This window comes from Sphingomonas sp. GW821-FHT10F11 (assembly GCF_058809095.1).
Genome location: NZ_JBXASH010000003.1, coordinates 243,689 through 265,476, shown reverse-complemented (window position 1 = coordinate 265,476; position 21,788 = coordinate 243,689). Strand labels below are relative to the sequence as shown.

Annotated in this window: 12 protein-coding genes; all 12 read right to left on the bottom strand. The window is 62.5% G+C overall.

Going from position 1 to position 21,788, the window contains the following annotated elements:
• Positions 1-3: 3 nt before the first annotated feature.
• A complete protein-coding gene (fliE, locus tag AC1RT8_RS11650) occupies positions 4-312 on the bottom strand; it encodes a flagellar hook-basal body complex protein FliE (RefSeq protein WP_372852683.1) in 309 nt (102 codons plus the stop codon).
• Positions 309-743: a flagellar basal body rod protein FlgC gene (gene flgC, locus AC1RT8_RS11645; protein WP_493075808.1), complete on the bottom strand. Its 435-nt coding sequence runs from the start codon at positions 741-743 to the stop codon at positions 309-311. The genes fliE and flgC overlap by 4 nt, the downstream gene beginning before the upstream one ends.
• Positions 740-1,087: a flagellar basal body rod protein FlgB gene (locus tag AC1RT8_RS11640; RefSeq protein WP_493075807.1), complete on the bottom strand. Its 348-nt coding sequence runs from the start codon at positions 1,085-1,087 to the stop codon at positions 740-742. The genes flgC and AC1RT8_RS11640 overlap by 4 nt, the downstream gene beginning before the upstream one ends.
• Positions 1,088-1,099: 12 nt before the next feature.
• Positions 1,100-2,218, bottom strand: coding sequence for a flagellar basal body P-ring protein FlgI (flgI, locus tag AC1RT8_RS11635; RefSeq protein WP_493075806.1), 1,119 nt, complete (start codon positions 2,216-2,218; stop codon positions 1,100-1,102).
• A 5-nt stretch (positions 2,219-2,223) separates the two neighbouring features.
• Positions 2,224-2,799 (bottom strand): flagellar basal body L-ring protein FlgH, encoded by a 576-nt coding sequence (locus AC1RT8_RS11630; RefSeq protein ID WP_493075805.1) that lies wholly within the window; start codon positions 2,797-2,799, stop codon positions 2,224-2,226.
• Positions 2,796-3,236, bottom strand: a complete 441-nt coding sequence (locus tag AC1RT8_RS11625; RefSeq protein ID WP_493075804.1) for a hypothetical protein — start codon at positions 3,234-3,236, stop codon at positions 2,796-2,798. Before AC1RT8_RS11625 ends, AC1RT8_RS11630 begins: the two co-directional genes overlap by 4 nt.
• 13 nt (positions 3,237-3,249) lie before the next feature.
• Positions 3,250-4,023 (bottom strand): flagellar hook-basal body protein, encoded by a 774-nt coding sequence (locus AC1RT8_RS11620; RefSeq protein WP_493075803.1) that lies wholly within the window; start codon positions 4,021-4,023, stop codon positions 3,250-3,252.
• Positions 4,020-4,730: a flagellar hook-basal body protein gene (locus tag AC1RT8_RS11615; protein ID WP_493075802.1), complete on the bottom strand. Its 711-nt coding sequence runs from the start codon at positions 4,728-4,730 to the stop codon at positions 4,020-4,022. Before AC1RT8_RS11615 ends, AC1RT8_RS11620 begins: the two co-directional genes overlap by 4 nt.
• A 1,319-nt stretch (positions 4,731-6,049) precedes the next feature.
• Entirely contained in the window at positions 6,050-6,433 is a 384-nt protein-coding gene (locus AC1RT8_RS11610; protein ID WP_493075801.1) for a hypothetical protein, read from the bottom strand.
• Positions 6,434-6,523: 90 nt separating this feature from the next.
• Positions 6,524-7,168 (bottom strand): transposase, encoded by a 645-nt coding sequence (locus AC1RT8_RS11605; protein WP_493075800.1) that lies wholly within the window; start codon positions 7,166-7,168, stop codon positions 6,524-6,526.
• A 47-nt stretch (positions 7,169-7,215) separates the two neighbouring features.
• A complete protein-coding gene (locus AC1RT8_RS11600) occupies positions 7,216-7,479 on the bottom strand; it encodes an RNA 2'-phosphotransferase (RefSeq protein ID WP_493075799.1) in 264 nt (87 codons plus the stop codon).
• 306 nt (positions 7,480-7,785) lie between these two features.
• Positions 7,786-21,531 (bottom strand): LysM peptidoglycan-binding domain-containing protein, encoded by a 13,746-nt coding sequence (locus tag AC1RT8_RS11595; RefSeq protein ID WP_493075798.1) that lies wholly within the window; start codon positions 21,529-21,531, stop codon positions 7,786-7,788.
• Positions 21,532-21,788 lie beyond the last annotated feature (257 nt).

Genomic DNA, 21,788 nt, shown 5'->3' with positions numbered 1-21,788 from the left:
TCGTCAGAGCTGCATGTTCATGAGTTCGCGATAGCCCTCGACCAGCCGCGAGCGCACCTGCATCGCCAGTTCGACCGACATCCGCGCTTCCTCGAGCGCATAGGTGACCTGGTGGACGGGTATCGTGTCATCCAGCGCGAACTGGCGGACGAGGCTGTCGGCGGTGGAGAGCTTTGCCTCGACCTGCTTCATGCCGGCCGCGAGGATGTCGCCAAAGCCGCTGGACTGGGCCGCTTGTACCGGCGGGGCAACGCCCAGCTGCAGGATGACGGGATCACCCGTCACCGCGCCGATCGCGGCGATCGCGCTCATGATTGCCGGCCCAGTTGCAGCGCCTGGGCAAACATCTGTCCGGCAATGTTCATCGCCGTCAGATTTGCCTCATAAGCGCGCGAGGTCCTGATCAGCAGCGTCATCTCGCTCGCGTGATCGATCGACGGGTGGCTGACGAAGCCACCCTTGTCCGCCTCGGGGTCGGTGGGATCATAGACCCGGCGAACGCCGTTCTCGATCGGCTCCAGACCAAGCACCGCGACGCCTTCCGGTCCTTCGGCTGCCGGCCCCTTCGCGATCATGTCGGCGAAGCTCATCTTCGCGCCCGATATCAGCCGCATCGCCTGGAACGGCGCGCCGGATACCGTCTTGCTGGTGTTCAGGTTCGCCAGATTCTGGGCAATGACCTGCAGCCGTTGCCATTCGACATCAAGGCCGGTGCGGCTGATCTGCATGGGGCTCATCGTCATTGCTGCCCACCCTGGATCGCGATCCGCTCGATCTGCATTTCGCGGCCGAGCAGATTGAGCAGCGCGGAATAGCGCGATGCCGTCCCGGCCGCCGTCGCGAGTTCCAGGTCCAGTCTCGGCTCGTCGCCGAACGCGGATTGGGTCGCTGCGGTGATCGACAGGGGCAGGTTGCGAACTGCTTCGGAGCCTTTGGCGGCCGCCGCCCGGAGGCTCGCCTCAAAGCTGACCTGCATCGGCCGGTAATTCCTGCCATTTGCGTTGGCGATATTCTGCGCCGTCGCTTCCGCGCGAAGCGCAAGGCCGTCCAGCGCCTTGTTGATGATGACCGAGGAGATCGCGTCCACCTAATCCGCTCCCTATTGTACAATGATATCGGCGTGCAGCGCGCCGGCGGTCTTGATGGCCTGCAGGATGCTGATCATCCGGCGGGTATTGACGTGAGCGCGCGACAGGCCCTGGACCAGATCCGCAACCGTGGTGTTCGGGAAGCGGACGACCGTGTCGCCGACGCCGTCCTCGACATCCAGTTTGGTATTGGTGACGACCAGACTGCGCACATCGCTGGCGAAACCCGAGAAATAGCCGGGTTGCGACGCGATGTTCTCCGCCTTGATCGTGATCTTGATGTCACCTTGCGAGATCGCGACGCTCGATATCTGCACGTCGCCGCCTGCAACGATCGTGCCGGTGCGCTCGTTCACCACAACACGTGGCGCACTGTCCGGCCGGACCGAGATCGCCTCGATCTGCGCGAGGAAGGTCGTGAGCTGAGCCGGATCGCCTGCGTAGCGAACCTTCACTTCGTCGGCGCTCTTCGCGGTCGCCGAGCCGGCGCCGAACCGGTTGTTGATCGCGTCGGCGATACGCTGCGCCGTCCCGAAGCCCGGGTCGCTGAGCAGGAAGGACAATTGCCCGTCGGTCTTGAGGATATGCGCATCGACCGCGGTTTCGACCGTCGCGCCGCCCTGCAGCAGCGCGGTGGTCGGATAGTTGCGCTGCTGCTGGTTGAGCTCGCTTTCGAAGCTGTAGCCGCCAGCGACCAGGGCGCCCTGCGCCAGCGCATAGGGGCGCTGATCCGGTCCGAGCATCGGCGTCATCAGCAAGGTGCCGCCCGCAAGGCTGCGCGCGTCGCCGATCGACGAGATGGTCGCGTCGATCCGGTCGCCGACATTGGCGGAGGCCGGCAGGGTCGCGATCACCATCACCACAGCGACGTTGCGGCTGCTGATCTGATCGTCGGAAACCGTGGTGCCGAGACGGCTCAGCACGTTGCGCAGCGCCTGACGCGTCACGGCGCTACGCCGCGTATCGCCCGACCCGGCGAGCCCCGTCACCAGGCCGTAGCCGATCAGCGCATTCTCCCGCCAGCCATCGAAGCGGCCCAGGCCGCGCAAGGTCACGTCCTGTGCCGAGGCCGGCGCCACCAGGCTGGAGAGCAACGCAAACGCTATCAACGCACGTACAAACACCGGCATGTGCATCAGCCCAGTCCGAGGAAGCGGAAGACGCGGTTGATGATCCCGGGCTTCGCGCTGCGCGACACGAAGCCTCGCCCGTCATAGTCGATCTGGGCATCGGCGACGCGGCTGGACAATATCTGGTTGTCGCTGGTGATGTCGGCCTGACGGACACGGCCGCGCACCCCGATATCGCTGGTCTCGCCGTTGACGTGCATGCGCTGCCGGCCGGCGATGCGCAGGTCGCCATTGGGCAGGATCTCTTCGACGACGACGGTGATCTGCGTGACGAAGCGTTCGCTGCGCTGGACCTGCCCGCCGCCGGTATAGTTGCCGCCGACACGCAGGGCACCGGATTCATTGATCGATCCGGCAGTGAGGCCGCCGCTCAGATTGGTGCTCTTGCTCGAATCGCTCTTGGCGGAATTGGTCGCCTCGGCCGACTGATAGACGACGACGGTCAGCGCATCGCCGACCTGAGTCGCCCTGCGATCGGTGCTCATCGCGGCCCAGCCGTTCGGCTTGTACAGGTCCTCGGCCTGCGCGGCCTGCGCCACAAAAAGGGCGACAACTGCAACCAGCATGGCGCGCGCGATCATCGTCCGGTCCCGATGTCGGCCAGGCGGGCGGAATAGACCTGCCCGTCCTCGTCGCGGACGAACACCCTGCCGCCCCGGCTGGGCTGAATCGCGATCACGCTCCGTTCAATGCGCACCGGGCCTGCGGTGGAAACGAGCCTCAGCGTGGCGCCCTTGCGGATGCCGGTGGCGCGAATCACCGTGCGGCCGAGATAGGCGCCGGCATCGAGATCCTCCACGGCGACCGCAAGCGCGGTCGAGCGATCAAAGGCAAGCCGCACCGGCACCTGATCGCGGCACGGCACGGGCTCGACCGCATCAGGCTCGATCGTCGCGCCATGCGGCACCGGGCGGGTCAGCACATGACAGCCCGGCTGGCCGACCCCGCGCTGCGGTGTCGCGGCGCGATCGGGCACCGACACGGGCGCGGCAGACGTCAGCGTCAGCAAGGCGGCCATCACGATCACGTCGTTACCGCCGCAACCCGTTGGCGATCGCCATCATCTGGTCGGCCGCCTGCAGGATCTGGGCATTCGCGCCGTACGCGCGCTGGACCAGCATGAGCTGGACCATCTCGGTCGTCATCTCGACATTCGATCCTTCGATCCCGCCCTGGACGAGCATGCCGGTGCCGTCTTCGCCCGCCTGCGCATCGGCCAGGCGGGCCCCCTCGGCCGCGCGGTACAGGCCGCCGTCGAGCCGGGTCAGCGTCGTCGCGTCGTCGATCTTCACCAGGCCGATCTGGCCGAGCTCGACCGGCGTGGCGCCATCGCCGGTCACCGCGCGGACCATACCGTCCGATCCGATGGTCATGGACGTCGCGTCGTCGGGCACGGTGATCGACGCCTTGAGCGCAAGGCCGTTGGCCGCCGCGAGCAGGCCGTCCTCGCCGACCTTCAACGTGCCGCCACGCCACAACAATGTCTGACCGGACGGCCCCATCAGCTCGATAAAGCCATTACCGTCGATCGCGAGATCCATCGCATGGCCGGTCGTCTGGATCGGCCCGACCTCGTTCACCATCGCGGTGGAATCGACCATCACACCACCGCCGTCGAACGCCGCATCGGCAATATCGATGCTCGGCGTGTCCGTATCGGCGCGGCGCGCCAGCACCTCGGAGAAACGGATCTCCGAACGTTTGAACGAGGGCGTGTTGATGTTCGCCATGTTGCTGGCGATGATATCGAGCGCGCGCTGCTGCGATTGCAGGCCGACCGATCCGATATAGAAGGCCCCGTTCATCGGCCGCCCTGCCCGAACGCGGTGATCGCGCGGCCCAGCAGGTCGTCATAGGTCTGCACCAGACGGGCGCCGGTCTCGGCCTGGCGCAGCGACGCCATCATCGTTACCATCTCGTCGCCGACCGAGACGTTCGACGCCTCGATCATGCCCTGGCGCAGATGCGGCTCCGCCACTTCCTCGCCGACATTGCCCCCGAAACGGAACAGCGATCCGTCGAGCGGCTGCACCGCCGCCCCGTCGGACGGCGAGAACACGCCGATCCGGCCGACCGGGCGCTCGCCATCGAGCACGGTGCCGTCGGCGAGGATCTCCACCCCCGTTCCATCCAGCACGAGATCGCCGCCACCGGCCTGCTGCAGCGCATAGCCCTGCGGCGTCACCACGGTGCCGCCGGCCGCGAGCTTGAACTGGCCCTGGCGCGAATAGACGAGGTCGTCGCCGTTGCGCAGCTGGAAGAAGCCGTCGCTGCCGATCGCGAGGTCGAGCGGGTTGCCGGTGTTGCTCACCTTGCCCTGGGCGAGATCGGCCCGAACCCGCATCACCAGCGCGCCGACCGCGTCCCTGCCGCCATTGGCGACCAGGTCGGCAAAGCTCACCTGACGCTTGTATCCGGGAGTAGAAACATTTGATATATTAGACGAAACCACCTCAAGGCGCCTTTCGGACGCGCTCAAGATCGCCGTCGCCGACTCGATGAGTCCCGACATATTCCCCCCGATGCTGATGTCCCGTTATGGGACAGAAGGGGCCGGATCGGTCAAGCGGGGTAACGTTTACGTAAGGGCAGGATTTGACGGTCGAATCGCGGAATTAGGCCATTGCAAAGGCGGAAAAAAATTACATCCGATTTGGAGGTATCGCGAAACGGAGGGGTAAGGGGCGGGCAACCGTGCGCGAATCGATGCGGTCCGATGCGGTTAGCGGACCGAACCTGACAATATGGGCGTGGCGCGAATGTCCGGAGAGTCGTCCCCGGGAGGTGGCGCGTTTAAGGCGGGTTGTCGCACCTGGCCTGGTACCCACCGCAATGGCGGCTCGCCGCCGATCGGTCGCGAAAGATAGACAGCGATGAGAAACAGCGGCGCACCCGGGCGGATGCGCATGAAGGCTTATAGCGAACGGCCCGCGCGGTTGAATCAAGCGCGACACGGCGACGCCATTGGAAATGTCATGAGGGTAGCTGACATTTTCGAGCCGGCACCCGTGGCGCGGTGTATTTATATGTTATCTCAGATCCTTATGCCAATTGTGGAGACGGGGCGCGGCCGAGGCGCGCCTGACATTGTACAAGATCCCGTGCAGATTCGGTGCCATGGCCGCGGCAACGGATCCCGTCGGCGTGGTGGCGTAGCTATCCCGATCGGGCCGCATTCGCGGGGGAAGTAATGCTGTTGGATACTGCGCGGCACTGCCCAGTATTCGCGGAATTTCGCGACCCACTTGCGAGAGGGGCGGAATCGAGCGCTACTTGCGGCTTGCGCGGCGCCTGGCCTAAAACCTACTACAGATGTTGGAAGCGCAAGAAGCGCGGCGCGAACAGATCGCGCCCGGGCATTGCGCGGACACTTGCATGATTTCGCGACCCCTATCGGTTCTTCTATCGGCTTTACTGACGAATAGTCGCACCCGAAAAACTGTATTGCCATCAGGGCCCTCCGCTCCACCGGCATGCCGCGCCGGGGAAAGCAGGATATTTCAGCGCGAAGAGTCGTTGAATCGCCGGTGAGAGGCGCTGCCTGGTGACAGGCTCGCCGCCTTCAACGACTCTGATATCAGCCTAAACTTCGCGATAAAGGGGTTGTTGCACGTGTCACCGTTACCGAGCAGGTCACGGTAAAGCGCGTAGTCCGCGTCTTCGAAGAAGGTCTGGCCCCGCCGATTGCCGCGTTGCGTGATGTGGTGCGAAACACCGGGGATCACAACCCTTGCCAAGCGCGCCATATACCCCGGTAGCGAACATCGGCTAATTAGTAAACTGTCACCGTAACACCGTAACACTAATTCTGTCACCGTAATTCCGTTATCGTCACCGCAACTCCCCATCGATAGGAATTAAAGATTGCATGTTATCTATCAACATTCCATTGGCATCAAACTCCATTTTTAGAACTTTAAGAACGTACTTAGAAACAACGAGCAAATATTCCCAATCAAGATTTGAATCATTAGTCCTATAGACAAGATCAAGTCCTATGTGGAATTTATAATCTTCAAACATCAAGTTTCTATCATTTACCATATCGTGATCCGGAAAAAATGTGATCGCTACCCCGAAAGAGAAACACCTAAATCTCTTTGTCCATTCATCTGAGTCATCATCCAGATTGATCCCGACATTGCTACGGAGAAGATCCACAATCACTTCAAAATTCGTAGGTGCATTAAAGAATATATCGATGCTTCTACTCATAGATAGGTCCTTAGGCATTATTTGTATTTGCGAATTAGGTCAAAGCCATCACCAACAATACGGACGCTGTCCTATTACGGTGACAGTTTACTAATTAGCAGCTTTCGGCTTTGGCCCTCGCCGTTGCGGCGCGAGGGTTCTGCCGGTTTGCCGCTCGATCGTCTCGATCCAGGCCGAACCACCCAGCGGCCTGCCGGTGGTCTCGGACTGGCGCAACGCGGCATAAGCTGCGGCATCCTCATCCTCCCCGAGAAAGGCGCGGAAGTCTCCCGTACGATCGAGCACCGGGCGCACCTTGACGACACCATCGTCCCTACCCGCCAGATGGGCGGCGACGCTCGACCATCGCCAGTCCTCCGCCCTTTCGACCAGGCCGGCGCGAACGGGGTTCATCGCCACATAGCGGGCGGCATTGGCCAGATAGGCATCGTCCATCGCGACCGACCCGAACCGGCCCTGCCACAAATGCCCGGTCCAGCGATGCCGGGCGTTGATGATGCCGGTGTAGCGGCGATGCAATTCTGCGAAGGTCCGGCGCAGGCCATCCGGGTCCGACGGCGTCAGGATGACATGGACATGGTTGGGCATCAGGCAATAGGCCCAGACCTCAGCCCCGGCCTTGCCCGCCGCCTCGCCGAGCAGATCGCGGTAGAGCGCGTAGTCCGCGTCTTCGAAGAAGGTCTGGCCGCGCCGATTGCCGCGCTGCGTGATGTGGTGCGGAACACCGGGGATCACAACTCTTGCCAAGCGCGCCATATGCCACGGTAGCGAATGTCGGATAATTAGTAAACTGTCACCGTAACCTCCGACCGCTCGATCATCTGCTCAAGATCTGCTTCCGCTAGCCCGGACCAAGCCGGATTCTCGGAACGAAGGGCGACGATAAGAGCGCTAACGGATACCCAACCGGCATCGTCCAGCTCCAATTCGTAAAGCCACGGCTCGTGGCGAAGGGCATGAGAGACCGCCCGACTAAGTTCGCCATACTGCAATGCTCTAATTCTCCAACTCTCCTGCCTCCGATCTGGCAGCCTCCAGCCATTCATTGAACGACGGATAGCGTTCGCGTTCCTCCCACCCCGGGGCAGCGAAGTCGTGTATGATCTGAACTGAGCCGGGCGATGTGCGCTCCCAACAAGCAACATCATCACTATCGAGACGGCGAGCAAACGGCACCAAATCTCGATCAGGGAACCTCTTTTTTAGGCCTTCAAGCCGGACAATTAGCCATGTCCCGCTTAAAATTTGCCAAGGCCCCACGTCACACACGCCAGCTTCTACCGCACTAATAAATTCTCCTGGATAAGAAAACCAGCTCGGTAGCTGCTCTTCCGGTATAAATGCGTCGTTCATTAGTGAGCTGATCCAGTAAAAGGAGATCCATACGGATATCTGTTTCGGAAAGAAGAGCTTTGGTTCCCGATTCTGTTCATCACTGCATCCCCATAGGTCTGAGGAATTTCACCACGTCGACCTACGAAACGCGACACGAAATCCACATCGTTAGGAAGTGGATCAGAGAAGTCGAATACCCGAGCCTGGACGTTCACGCCAGCCCGCTGAGCGGCCAAAATTCGCGTGTTGTCCAGTGTAGTTAGAGCTCCATCGGGCATGCGCACGACGTCAAGGAGCCTATCTGGTTCAACCAGAAACCCATTCTTCTGCATGCTCTCGACAAGCGCCGGTAGCGTCGCACCCTGTTGTTTTACGGTGGTCTGCGAAAAGCGAATGGTCATCGGATCAAGCTCGGTCAACCCGAGCCCGCGCACGCCTGCGCTCTCTGCGGCAACAGCATCGATACCAGCGACAACCCTGCGACCAACCGCGAACTCTCCCAAACCTCCGGCCGCCGTTGTGGCCACAGCAAACAGGCCATGGCCCCCGACCCTGCCCAGCATTTCCTGACGCTGACCTGCGTCGGCGCGGTTATAGGCGTCAACCCATGCATCAGTGCGCTCGCTGAGCGAAACGCCCATATCGAAACCGATTCGTGTGGGACTTCCTCCGCGCTCCCCTACATATTTTGCGATTCCTATCGTGCTTGCAGAGAACGCTTGAGCGTCGGGCGAAAATATATTGCCCCGCATGAGATCATTCGCACCGTTCAGAGAGTGGATCGCGTCCGCGATGTCAGATTTGAGCGCTCCTCCGACGCCCTTTGCGACGCGCCTCGGAACATAACGATCAGCGAGCGATTCGCCAATCGGACCTCCAAAAAAATGTCCAAGAGTCTTGATCGTCTCACGGCCGATATTTTCGTCGCTCGTCGCTTCAGCGATACTGGCGGTGAGCGCGTCATATCCGTGTCGGATCCCGTCGCCAACGGCCCTGGCCGTGCGCATGGCGGTGACCACGATATCGCGGCCCTCTTCCGTTACATACGAAAATTCCGCCTCTACCCTCCGAACAGCGGCATGATAGGTTTCGACAATAGTGTAGTCGCTGCCCGGAACCTTCTGCCTGCCAACCCAGGTAGCGAACTCAGCCCATTTTTCGCTGACCAAGGATGTAAAACTCGCTGGGATAAGGCGCGCGGGGCCGTCTACCAGGACGCCATCGAACAACGAATCGAGATTGAGTTGCGGCGCTTGCCCGGTCCTCATCGCTGCCTTGAAGTCTGCCCGGTTGCTATCGAACCTCGATGCCCAGAAATCATCATCGGTAAGGCGGGATCGAACCGCGTCCGCCGAGGCCACTTTTCCGTCGGGCAGCGTGCCAGCGGGTGCCGACACACTGGTGCCAAGAATATCGCGTTCGGCTTGTGTGCGAGCCCGTGCCAAATTTGTGAGCTGTGCCGCGCTACTTATGCTGTCGATTATCACATTGCCGATCGTGGAACCGATCACGTCCGGCAAGGCGGCCATGACGTTATCCCCAAAATCGGTGCCGTTTATCAGGCTGCGCGTCGCGCCACCCGCTATTGCGCCGGCTGCACCAGAAATGGTTTGGTTCGCGTAATATCTGACATCGTGGGGAGCGTTCGTGCTTGCTACCGCGCCACCGGATGTTAGGGAGCGACTGACAATATTGATAGTACCGCCAACTACTCCGGCGACTGCGACCCCGGCCCAGTCGAAGTTCCTTTGCAAGCGGGTCGCGACCGCAACCCCCTGCGTGGCGACATTCCCCACCACGGCTCTACCGATCGCGGAAGTCACCGAACCGAGTCCGGTGGTAGCCTTGCCGGTTACAGCGGAGATTCCATTGATCCCTTTAATCAAGCTGGATGCGCCACCAATCGCCCCGCTGATTCCGGCGAGTGCGACTCCTTTCCAGCTAAACTTGTCCTGAATGCCAGTGGCGACGCCAATGCCCTGGCTGACGATCGAACCGGCGACTGCCCCGATAGCGCCAAACGCCGCCAGGCCAAAAGTCGTGGCACTTACCGTGACCGCCGCCGCCCCAGCACCGACAGTGACCGTGCCCCCAAGGGCTACAGACATTCCCTGAAGAAGCGTCATCCCCGGCGTTGTCGCCGCCGCTGCAGCCCCCGCCGTCACGGCCGTTACCGCTATGGCAATGACAATCAGCAGGATCATCCCGAACACGCCGCAATTCTTGTTCTTCTTCGGCGCGGAGGGCGCGGTCGGCGACAGATCGCCCTGGGCGACGCTCGGATCGTAGGGCCGGAAGGTCGAGTCGCTGTTGCTGCTCGAGCGGACGCCGGCCGGCACGATCAGGCTCATGCCGGCGATGAGCGTCTCGGAGCCGGTCAGGCCATTGGCCTGGGCCAGCTTGTACCACAGGCTCGCATCGCCCCAGAGCTGGGTCGCGATGCTCGACAGCGTGTCGCCCGTGTTGACCGAGTAGCGGCTCGCCGCCTGTGCATAGTCGAGCCCGTTGATCGGATCATAGCTCTGGTCGAAATCGGCGTAGGGCACGCTGGTCGCCGAGCCGCCCGCGAACGGGCCGGTGCCCGGCACGCCGGTGCGCTGGGCATTGGCGGCGACATAATCGACGCTCGAGGAGCCGTTGTTCGAGATGTCGCCGATACGCTGGCCGTTGAAATAATAATGCAGCTGCCGCGGATCGCCGGTGCCCAGGCTGTCCGATTCGTCGCGCGAGAGGATCTGCCCCTCGGCATTGTTGACGAAGCTCACCGTCCGGCTGCGTCCGTCCTGGATATAGACCGACTGGAGATGGCCGGCATCGTCGTAATAATAGCTGGAATTGTTGGTCGTGCCCGGGCTGGCGATATTGGGGGTGAAGGTGACATGGCTCGCCTGGGCGCTGTCCCACCAGACCAATGTCGTCTTGGTGTCGGTGGTCGGCTGCGATACGCCGCCCTTGGTGGTGGTGGTGCGGCTATGGACGAGCGAGCCGCCCTGATAGGCGCCGGTCCAGACGCCCGAGCCCGCATAGGTCTCCGCGCGGTAATCATAGGTCGTGACGGAGTGATAGCTGCCGTCCGAGCGCACCGTGTCGGTGGTCTGGCTGGTCAGCGCGTTCAGATAATCATAGGTCGAGGTCGAACTGTAATTGGGCGCGGTATAGCTGGTCGTCCGGCCCATCGCGTCGCGGACATAGGTGCCGGTCGTGCCCGCCCCGCTCATCTCGCCGCCGACGACCGACGAGCCCGATCCGTGGCCGACCTGCGTCGCGGTCGTGACACCCATCAACTGACCGTCGGCCCGGTAGGTGTACGTATCCTGATAGGTGCCCTGGAATGTCGTCGAATATGGAAGCCAGATCGTGTCGACCGGATCGCCCCATTCACCCTCTTCGTCGGCGTACCAGTAATAGGAGGTATCGCCCTTCCCATGGGCCTGCCAGCCCGACCAGTTCAGCGTCGTCGTGCCGGTCGCGGTCGCCCGTCTGCCGGCCTGGTCGTAAGTGATGTCGATGCCGGTCGCACCGCGCGTGATCGCGCCGGTCGTGCCGCGGGTGCCGGTGAAAGTGCCCATGGTGGTGACGAACCGGTCCATGCTGTCATAGCGGTACCAGTAATCCTGGGTCGTCGCGGTCCCGGCGACGTTGCCCTGCGCATCGAGCGCGCGATAGCTTGCACCCATGTGCCGGACATTGCCGACCGCGTCATATTCATAGACGATCGAGGCGGGTGCGCTGCCGCTGGCGCCGCTATCGGTGAAGCTCACCATCCGGTTCATCGCATCCCAGACGACCGTCGCATCCTGGTGGGAGGTGGTATAGGCATAAGCGATGCCGTCGTAATAATCATACCAATAGCCGGTGACGGCATGGTTCTCACGCGTGCGGTTGCCGTCCACGTCGTAGGAGTAGAGCGAGGTCGCTGTTTCGCTCGAATAGCCGTTGTCGGTGCCCGTCACGATCTTCGCCAGACGGCCGCTATTGTAATAGCTATAGGCGATGTTCGCGCCGGCATTGTTGGTCTGCGCCGTCAGGCGGCCGGCATAGTCATAGACATAGCTGAAGACATGCCCGCCGAAATCGGTCCGGGCGAGGACATGCCCGAAATAATCGTCATTCTCGGTCGCGGTGAGGCCGGCGGTGTTGACAGTAGTCTTGGTCCAATAACCAGCGCCGCCGTTCGCGACCCATGCATAGCCATAGGTGGTCGTTGCCGCGTCCGGCGAGCCGGACGAGATGACCTGGGAGATGACCCGGCCCTGTCCGTCATAATTGGTCAGGTCGAGGATCGTCGGGCTGGCGGGGTTCGTATTGAACTGGCTGTTCCAGTGCCGGGTGCGCTGGCCGAGTTCGTCATAGCCATAATAGTCGGTGAGCAGGCCGCCGCGATGCGCGACGGTGAGCAGGTTGCGATTCAGATCATAGGTGTGCGTCTCGGCATTGCCGAACTCGTCGGTCAGGGTGCGTGCATTGCCGAACACGTCATAGGCGGTAAGGGCGCTCCAGCCGTCCGCGTGAGTATCCGTGACGACCAGCGCGGCATTGCCGCCATAGCCGGTCCCGGCGAGCAGCACGCGCCGGCTGGTGTGGTCGTTCGCGTCCTTCACCGCCACCAGGCGACCGGAGATATCGTAATAATTGTCCTCGGTCGGGCGGACCGAGCTGATCCCGCCATTCTCAGCGGTGACGCTGACGGTCGGGTTCTCCTTTTTGATGACCCGGCCCATGGTATTGTAGGTGTAGTTGGTGACGTTGCCGCGCGCGTCCGTTTCGCTCGCCACCTCGCCGAATGCGTTGTAGCCGCGCTGGTGACGGATCAGCGCCGTGTCATAGATCGCCGGGTTGGATGCGTTGGGGTTGGTCTCGCGGAACGATTCGCGCGTGTCGATATCCTGGTTGCGCTTGTCGAACACGTCGAGCGTGACGACCGCACCCGTCACGGCGATGCTGCCCGCCGCCGACGCGCCGTTATTGGTGACGAGATTGAGCGCGGCATCGAGCGTGTAGGTCGCGAGGTTGACGCCGCCCGACGAGGCGATCGTCAGGGTCGCGTTGCCGCCCTTGTCGTAGAGATAGATGCGCGCGCTGCCGTCGCCCGAGTTCGACCGCCAGACATGGCCGGCCGCATCATAATCATAGGTTTCCTGCCACTGGCCGTTCATGCCGCGCGCGGTGACATCGCCATAGGCATTGTACTGGATCTGGTTGGTGTCGGCGTCGAAGATCCAGGTGGAGGCGCCGACCGCCTTGTGCGCGAGGGTCTGGTACGTCAGCCGCCCGGCCGCATCATAGCGATAGTTGATCGTCTCGTTGAACGCGGCGCCGCTTCCCGGCGTGCGGGTATAGCTTTCGCCGAGGGTGCGACCGGCAGCGTCATAGGCATAGCTGCGGGTTTTCCCCAGCGCATCGGTTACCGACGCGAGGCGCCCGCCGATATCATAAACATAGGTGGTGCCATGCTGTTCGCCGCCGGAATGGCCAAGCGCATCGCTGACGGTGACGCTCAGGACATTGTTCAGGCCGTCATAGGTATAGGTGGTCAGCCGGGCGACTGCCTGCGCGCTCTGATTATTGTAGCTGGGATCGGTCTGGGTGAGGGTGCGGCCGATCGCGTCATAGCCATAGGTCGTCGTGTCGCCGTTCGCCTCGCGCTTGGTCAGCACTTCACCGAGGCCGTTATAGGTATAGACGATCTGGGAGTCCTGCAGCGAGGTCGTCGGCGTCCCGCTGGTGTTGGCCAGGGTGACGACGCCGACGCGCGTCTCGGTCAACCGGCGTGCGGCGAGATCATAGGTGAAGGTCGTGGTGCGGTCAGACGTTGCGTTGGTGCCGGCGAGTGTCTGGAGCGCGGCAACGGTGCTCGTCGTCGTGAAGGCGCCGGTGATCTTGTTGGCGTAGCGTGTCTCGCTGGTAACGTTGCCGTTCGCATCGCGCACCCAGGTCGTCAGGTAATTCTCCTGATCGACCTGGGCGAGTTGCTGGCCGAGCTTGTTGTAGAAGGACCAGGTCTTGTTGCCGCGCCCGTCGGTCTGGGTGACGATGTTGCCGGCGGCGTCATATTCGTTGGTCGCGACGGCGGCATCGGTCGTGACGACATAGCTGGTGCCGTTATAGCTGCCCATCTTGATCGCCGGACCGGTCGTCGTGGCCAGCCGGTTGTTCCTGTCATAGGCATAGGTCGTGGTGCGGGCGTTGGTCGGGGAGACCGGCGCCGGCGGTGTCCCGCCCGGACCGGTCGGCGTCACCGCGTCGCCATAGACGGTGGCGGTGAGCGTGTTGCCGTTGGCGTCATAGGTCCATTTGCTCATCGTGCCGAGCGGGTCGATCTCGGCGATCTTGCGGTCGGCATCGTCATAATAGGCCCAGGTCACGGCCCCGCCGCTGCCGCCGACCTGAGCGGTCACCGACTTGATGACGTTGCCGCGACGATCATAGGTCAGGACGTCGACCGGCGTGACAAGCGACGTCGAGGACAGGTCGCTCGTGCTGACCGTGACCTGGTCATGCGTGGTCGTCGTCAGCCGGTCGAGCTTGTCATAGGCATAGCCGGTGGTGCGCGGCTTGGCCGTGCCGCTCGCTTCGACCATCTGGGTCAGGTTGCCGCGCGCGTCGTACGCATAGGTGTTGGTGATCGTGCTGCCCGCCGCGACCTGGATGACCTCGCTCAGCAGCAGGCCGCGCTTGTCGAAGCTGTTGGTGGTGAGCCCGCCAAGCTTGTTGGTGACGCTGGTCCGGTCGCCAAAGGCGTTGTAGCCATAGCCCTCGGTGATGTTGTGCGACGGCGTGGTATCGATGACCTGGGCCGTCGTCAGCACGCGGTCGAGCTTGTCATAGGTGAAGGTCGAGACCGCGTCCGACGCGGGCGTGGACACGATGGTGGGCGGCGCACCGATCGCCGGCGTACCGGTCGGCTTGACCGCGTAGCGGGTGACCGACGCCGTCTGGCCGGTAAAGGTGTAGCTGGTCGCGGTGGCATAGCCTTCCGGATCGACCTGCAGGACCAGCTGGTTGTGCGCGTCGTAATAGAAATAGCCGCTATTGCCGCGCGGATCGACGATCTTCACCAGGTTGCCGAACGCGTCGTAGCTGTTGGTGGTCGTCGCCGTGGTGGAGGCGGTAAGTGCCACAGTGGTCGTCAGGACATTGCCGACGGCATCATAGGTGTAGATCGTCCCGTATGTCGCGTAGACAGTGTCGATCTGCGTCTGGGTCGGACTGCCGCCCAGCGCGACCAGCGCTGCGCTGCCGTTACCGCCGAGCATGCCGAGCACCCGGCCGAGCGAATCATACCGATAGGTCGTTGTTGCCGCCTCGCTCTGGCCATAGCCGCGCGTCTCGGTGAGCACGCGGCCGAGCGCGTCATAGGTGTTGGTCGTGACGCTCTCGTCGGCCGTGCCATAGGCGACCGCCGTGCTCAGCGCCTGGCCGAGCTGGTTGAGCGTCATGACGGTGCGCGTGCCTTCGGGGTCGATCGTCTCGGTCAGCCGGCCCGCGCTGTCATATTTGAACTCGGTTACCGCCGCAGGGGCGGTCGGGGTCGCGGCGACATTGGTGATCGCCTGCGCCAGTGTCGTAGTGTCGGTGAACGCTGCGAACCCGCCGGTGCCGTTGAAGCGGTCGGCATAACGGGTCTTGGTGCGCAGGCTGCCGGCGGCGTTGTAGCTATATTGGGTGACATAGCCTTCGGCATCGACGTCGAAGCGCAACTGGCCGTTCTTGTCGTAGACCGCGCGCGAGATCCGGTCGTTGGTCGTGTTGCCGTTGCTGGCGAGCCACGTCGCCATCGCGGCATCGGTGGGGTCACCGGCGGTGGCGTAGTTCGCCGCCACACGCTGCTGCTTCACGACATTGCCTTGGGCGTCGTAGCTATAGGCGGTGACATTGCCGAGCGCGTCGATCGTGAAGCTGCGCTGATTATCGGCAGTGTAGACGTTGCGGGTGATCGGCGAGGCGGCGAGTGCCGGGGCGCTCATCCCGGCGATCTGAGTGGCGATGGTCGCCATGGTGTATGTCGGCGCCGAGGCGATCGCGGTGGAATAGGCGATGCTGCGGATGGCGTTGCCGGCGGCGTCATAGACGAACTCGGTCAGGAAGTTCGCGGCATCGACGCTGAAGCGAAGCTGGCCGTTCGCGTCATAGACCGAGCGGGTCAGCTGGTCGTTGCTCAAGGGGGCGACGCGCGCAGCAAGGGCAGCGGTAATCGCGGCGGTGGTGGTGACGGTCGCGAGTCCGGCGAGCGAGATCGGGCTCGCATAGGACTGGCTCAGGATCACCCGGCCATCGGCGTCATAGCTGTTCCGGGTGATGCCGCCGAGTGCGTCGACCGTGTAGATCAGCCGGTCGTTGCCATCATAGGTATAGCGCGTGATCTGGCTCATCACGTCCTGGACGGCCGCCAGGTTGCCGCGCTTGTCGTAGCTGTAGGTCGTGGTGTGGCTGAGCGCGTCGACCACGGTCTTGAGCCGCCCGTTGCGGTCATAGCTGCTGGTCGTGACCTGGCTCGCGGGATTGGTCAGCGAGACGACCCGGCCGAACGCATCATAGCCATAGGTCGTGGTGAGCGCCTTGCCCCCGCCAACCGAATCCACCACCTGAGTCTTCAGCAGGCCGCGCCGGTCATAGGTGCGGGTGGTCTGGATCGTGGTTGCCGGGCCGGTCTCGAGCGGATCGACCTCGGTCACGATGTCGCCGAACGCATTGAGCGTATAGCTGACGACCGCACCCAGCGCGTCGGTCGAGCCGAGGAGGCGGCCGACCTTGTCATAGAGGAAGCTCGTCGTCGCATCGCGCGCGGCGTCCGCGGTGAAGGTCGGTTGCGTCGTCGTGGTGACGCTGCCGGCATTGTTCGCCTTGTTGTACCAGCGCTTGACCGAGGCGAGTTCACCAAACACCGTGTAGCTGCTCTGCGTGCCGTACTGCCCGGCATCATAGCTGAGCGTGACGCGGCCGAGCGTGTCGTAATAGCTGTAGCTGACGCTGCCGCGCTCGTCGGTGGCCTTCACCGCCTCGCCGAACGCGTTGTACTGGTAGGCGACCGCGCCGGAGAGCGGGTTCGTCTCGGTCAGCACCTGCCCCAGCCGATCATAGGTGCGGGTGGTGACGGCAGCGGCCGGATCGGTGACGGTCAGGACATTGCCCAGCCCGTCATAGGTGAAGCGCGTGATCGCGACCTCGGCCGTGCCATAGGCGTCGTACCGGGTGACGACGCGCCCGGCATTGTCATATTCATAGACCGTCTTGGCTTCGTCGCTCGTCCCGGTCGCAACCGTGGTCCAGAGCAGCGTGCCGTTCGTATTGTAGACATAGCCGGTGATGACGCCTTCACCGTCCGTCCGGGTGGCGACGCGGCCGTCCATATCATAGCTGGTCGCGGTGGTGGCATAGGTGCCGGTCGCAAGGGTCGCGATATTGGCAATCGTGGTGCTGTCGGTGGCCGTGACGGCCGTGTCCCAACGCACCGCGCCGGTCCCCCGGCCCTCCGCGTCATAATCGAACCGGGTGACATACCCTTCCGCATCGACTGAGTAGCGGAGTTCGCCACGCGCCGTGTAATAGTTGCGGGTGATGCGGTCAGCGGTGGCGCTGGCATTGGCGGTCTGCCAGGAGGCCATCGTCGCAAGATCGGGCAGGGTCGCGGTCGACCGCGTGGTGGCGAACCGGACGCTCTTGGTGACCCGGCCGAGATTGTCGTAGCTGAATCCGGTGACCGCGCCGGTGGCGTCGATCGCATAGGCCAGCCGGTTCGATGTGTCGTAGACGGCCCAGCTCTTGCGATTGTCGGGATTGCTCGCAAGCGCCGCCACAGCCGCCTTGACGGTCGCGAGCTTGTAATCGCTGAGCGCACCGATCGTGCCCGCATATTGGATCGTCTGCCGGACGACGCCGATCGCGCCGCCGGCGACACCGGAATCATAGACATATTCGGTGACCTGATTCAGGCCATCGATCTGGAAACGAAGATATCCCTGCCCGTCATAGACGTAGCGCATGGTGCGGTCCGCCGGATTGACAGTAGCGGTGACCGACGAGACAAGGTCGTTGAAAATACCTGTAGCGCGCAAGCCAGCCGTGGTGATCGTCGCAAACGCCGTCTCGACGACCTTGCGGCCGGCGGCGTCGTAGGTGATCCGGCTGAGATAGCCCTCACCATCCAGAACGCCGATCAACCGGCCGGATTTGTCGTAGAAGTTGCGCGCGACACTGTCGTTCGCAGAGTTCGCTGTCGGCAGCACCGCGCTCGTCGGCGGTGTCGCCTTGATGGTCGTGATCTGGGTCGAGGTCAGCTTGTTATAGTAGTTGACCGTTCCGACCAGGCGGCTCTCCCCGTCATATTGATAGGTGGTGACGCCACCATCGCCGTTGATCGCCTCCACGACGCGCCCCTCCGCGTCGTAGACCGTCCAGGTCCACAGATCCGCCGTAGTCGCAGCTGGCCGGAGCGTCGACATCTCGATATTCGACAGAGGATTCTGCAGCGTCGTGAGCTGGGTTGAGGTGATCGCGGTGGAATAGCGGATCGTCGCGACCAGCCGGTCATTCGCGTCGTAGCGATATTCGATCAGGTTCCCGTAGTGATCGACATCGGCCACCTTCCTGCCAGTCTTGTCATAGACCACATAGTTGTTGTGGTTGGTCGCGTCCGTCGTGATCCGCAGCTGGCCGCGCTGATCATGGGCACGATAGCCCGTACCACCGGTGACGTTGCTGCCAGAATCGGTGAAGGAAACCAGCTCGCCGGCCTTGTTGTAGACCGATGTCTGGACATAGCCGTTGGTAAGCGTCACGACCGTCTGCATCGCGGAATCGTTGAAGACGACGCTGGTCGTGTTGCCGTTCAGGTCGGTCGATGCCGTGAGCCGTCCCAGGCCGTCATAGACGAAGGTTTCGGTGTTGAGTCCCGTGGTCGTCCGGCTGAGCAGCTGCCCGGCCTGGTCGTAGACATAGGCGGTGCGGCCGGTATCGGTACTCGCATCGATTGCTGTGAACGCGACGTCGAAGGACGCACCACTCGATTGCACCGTGCAGTCGAAATAGAAGGTACCCGTCGCCCCCGCGACCGTGCGAAGGCTGCCTGCGGCGATCGCCGCATCCAGCGTCGCCCCCTTGTAATAATTGATGGTGGTCCCGGTTCGGACCAGCCAGAACGTATCGCCAACGGCAAATGACGGACTGAGCAGAAGCGCGTTGCCGCTATCTGCGCTGTTTACGTTGAAGCCCTGGAAATAGAAGGCGTATTGAAGGCTAGCGTTCGATGTCGAGCTGCTCGGGTTTTGCGACACCCCGACCATGAGATTGGCGTTGGTCTGATTTGGCTTTATCTGGAGGACGAAATCCCCGCTTGCGCCCATGGTTGATGAGGCATCGGCGTCAAACGCGGTAGTGCCGCTTGTTTTGGTAATCCGGGTCAGGCCACTCGGTTGAGGGCTTGCGGTCGTGCCGGTTCCAGCCTGGATTCCAGCGGGATCAGACATGAACGCGACGTCGAAGGACGCACCACTCGATTGCACCGTGCAGTCGAAATAGAAGGTACCCGTCGCCCCCGCGACCGTGCGAAGGCTGCCTGCGGCGATCGCCGCATCCAGCGTCGCCCCCTTGTAATAATTGATGGTGGTCCCGGTTCGGACCAGCCAGAACGTATCGCCAACGGCAAATGACGGACTGAGCAGAAGCGCGTTGCCGCTATCTGCGCTGTTTACGTTGAAGCCCTGGAAATAGAAGGCGTATTGAAGGCTAGCGTTCGATGTCGAGCTGCTCGGGTTTTGCGACACCCCGACCATGAGATTGGCGTTGGTCTGATTTGGCTTTATCTGGAGGACGAAATCCCCGCTTGCGCCCATGGTTGATGAGGCATCGGCGTCAAACGCGGTAGTGCCGCTTGTTTTGGTAATCCGGGTCAGGCCACTCGGTTGAGGGCTTGCGGTCGTGCCGGTTCCAGCCTGGATTGCGGAGACGTCTCCTGGAACGGTTCCGCCCATTGACAGGACACCATAGCTGGTAGTGCTGGTTGGATCTCCCCGCAGATTATATGCGGTATCCGCGCGATCCACCGTGCTGCGATCCGCCAACGCCATCACCCACGCGTTGAGGGATGCCTCCGAGACGGGCTGGGTGCTTGTATATCCCGAAAGACCAAATTTTTGATCGGTATAGACGAGCTGCGACACCTGCCGCCCAAGCGAATCGTAGCGATATTCGGTCACCTCCCCCTCTGCCGAAACCGCATATCGCAGGAGACTATTCGAGTCGTACGCATAGCGGGCGGTGTGGCTAACGCTCGCCCCGCTGGCATCCGAGCCCGCACGCGTCTCCGTGAACAGTTCGTTCTTCGCGCCGTAGGTGCGCGTGACGACATTGCCGAGGCGATCGGTCGAGGTCAGCATGTTTCCCGACGCGTCGTACGTGAAGGTGGAAGCGACACCGAGCGCATCGGTCGTCGTCAGGACATTGCCGCTACCGTCATAGCTGAACTGCACCACCTGCGCCGCCGCGCCACTATAAGCCGGGGGCGCGGTGACCTTTTTCAGCGACCCGTCGGCATTGTACTCGAGCGTGGTCACCTGCATCAGAGGATCGGTGATCGTCGTCGAGCCGGCGCCGTACACGATCGACGTTTCGCGCGTGACGCTGCCCGTGACCGCCTGCGTAAGCTTGATGACTCGGCCCGCCCCGTCATAGTCGACAGAGATCGACGAACCGTCGGTCTGGGCGATCGTTGCAACTTGGGTGAAGCCAAGGGTTCCGGCCGTAGCCGACTTGTAGGTGTAGGTCGTCACGTAGGTCTTGCCGTCGGCGATGACATTGTCACCGGGCGACAGATCGACCGTTACCGTCGTCAGCCGGTTGTATGCGTCATAGCCATAGCGAGTCCGGGTAAGCGTCTGGTTCGCAGCACCCGTGGCCAGATTGGTGTAGCTGGTCACGATCTGACTGATATGGCCGCCCGACCAGCTATATTGCTCGTAGCTGCCGTCCTGCGTCGTCACCCTGTCCAGGACTGCGCCGGCATAAGTGAAAGTGAGCTTCTGACCGATCGTGTTGGCCAACTCGGTGATCCGCCAGTTGGCGCCGTTGTTATAATAATATTGGGTGAGTGGAGCGCCGCTGTTCGACCACGTCCAGACGCCACCCGCATAGGTCAGGTTGTCGGCGCTGGCGGTACCTGAGTCGATGATATATTTGGACGTTCCAGTGTCCCAGGTGTAGATGCTGCTGGTGCCGTCCGCCTTGATACGCGTGATCGTGCTGCCGGTCGTGTTGACGGTGCCAGTGAGGCCGTAGACGCCGTGCGCTGCGTATTTCTCGGTGAACTGGCTGGCGCCGTCAGTCCAGGTCCACACCCCGCTCGCATAACTCAGCTTGTCATAAGCGCCGTCGCCATCGGTCGCGACATAGGCGGACGCGGTAGCGTTCCAAATATAGGTGACGTCGGACCCGTCACCCGAGGTGCGCTTGATCGTGCTCCCCACCGCATTGAGCGTGCCGGTCAGGCCGTGAATGCCGCGCGTGGTGCCCTGGCGCCAATGGTCGTTGTTGTCGCCGTCCCCAACATCCTCCAGGCTGTTGTACGTCCGCCCAATCGGCGAATCCGGCCCCAGCCCCACCAGGAACTCGTCGCGCTGGCCAATCAGCAGGTTACCGGTCGCCGCGTTCAGCGAGACCTGCTCGTTGTTGCGCCCCAGCGAGCCCGATCCGAGCAGGCCCGAGGATCCCAGAGTTGTAGCCGATCCACGCTCGAAACCAGCGCCGAGCCCTGTGAAAATCGAAACCATGTCGCCCCCATCCGTCACACGCAGCCCCATCGAACGCGGCACCTCCGCGAGGCTCGATGAAGGGTGATCAGGAGATCCGTCCGATAGTTTAGCTCTTTTTGGATAGGGCATTGCCCCGCCGCGCAGGCGGTCGACCCAACGCCTTGAAGCAGGCGGCATGTAGTAAATCTCGCGCGGAGTGCCTCAAACGCCGTGCTGCTGCGTACTGCCTAGGCAGCGACGGATAGGTCCGGATGGCCAACTCCGCGCGGGGTACC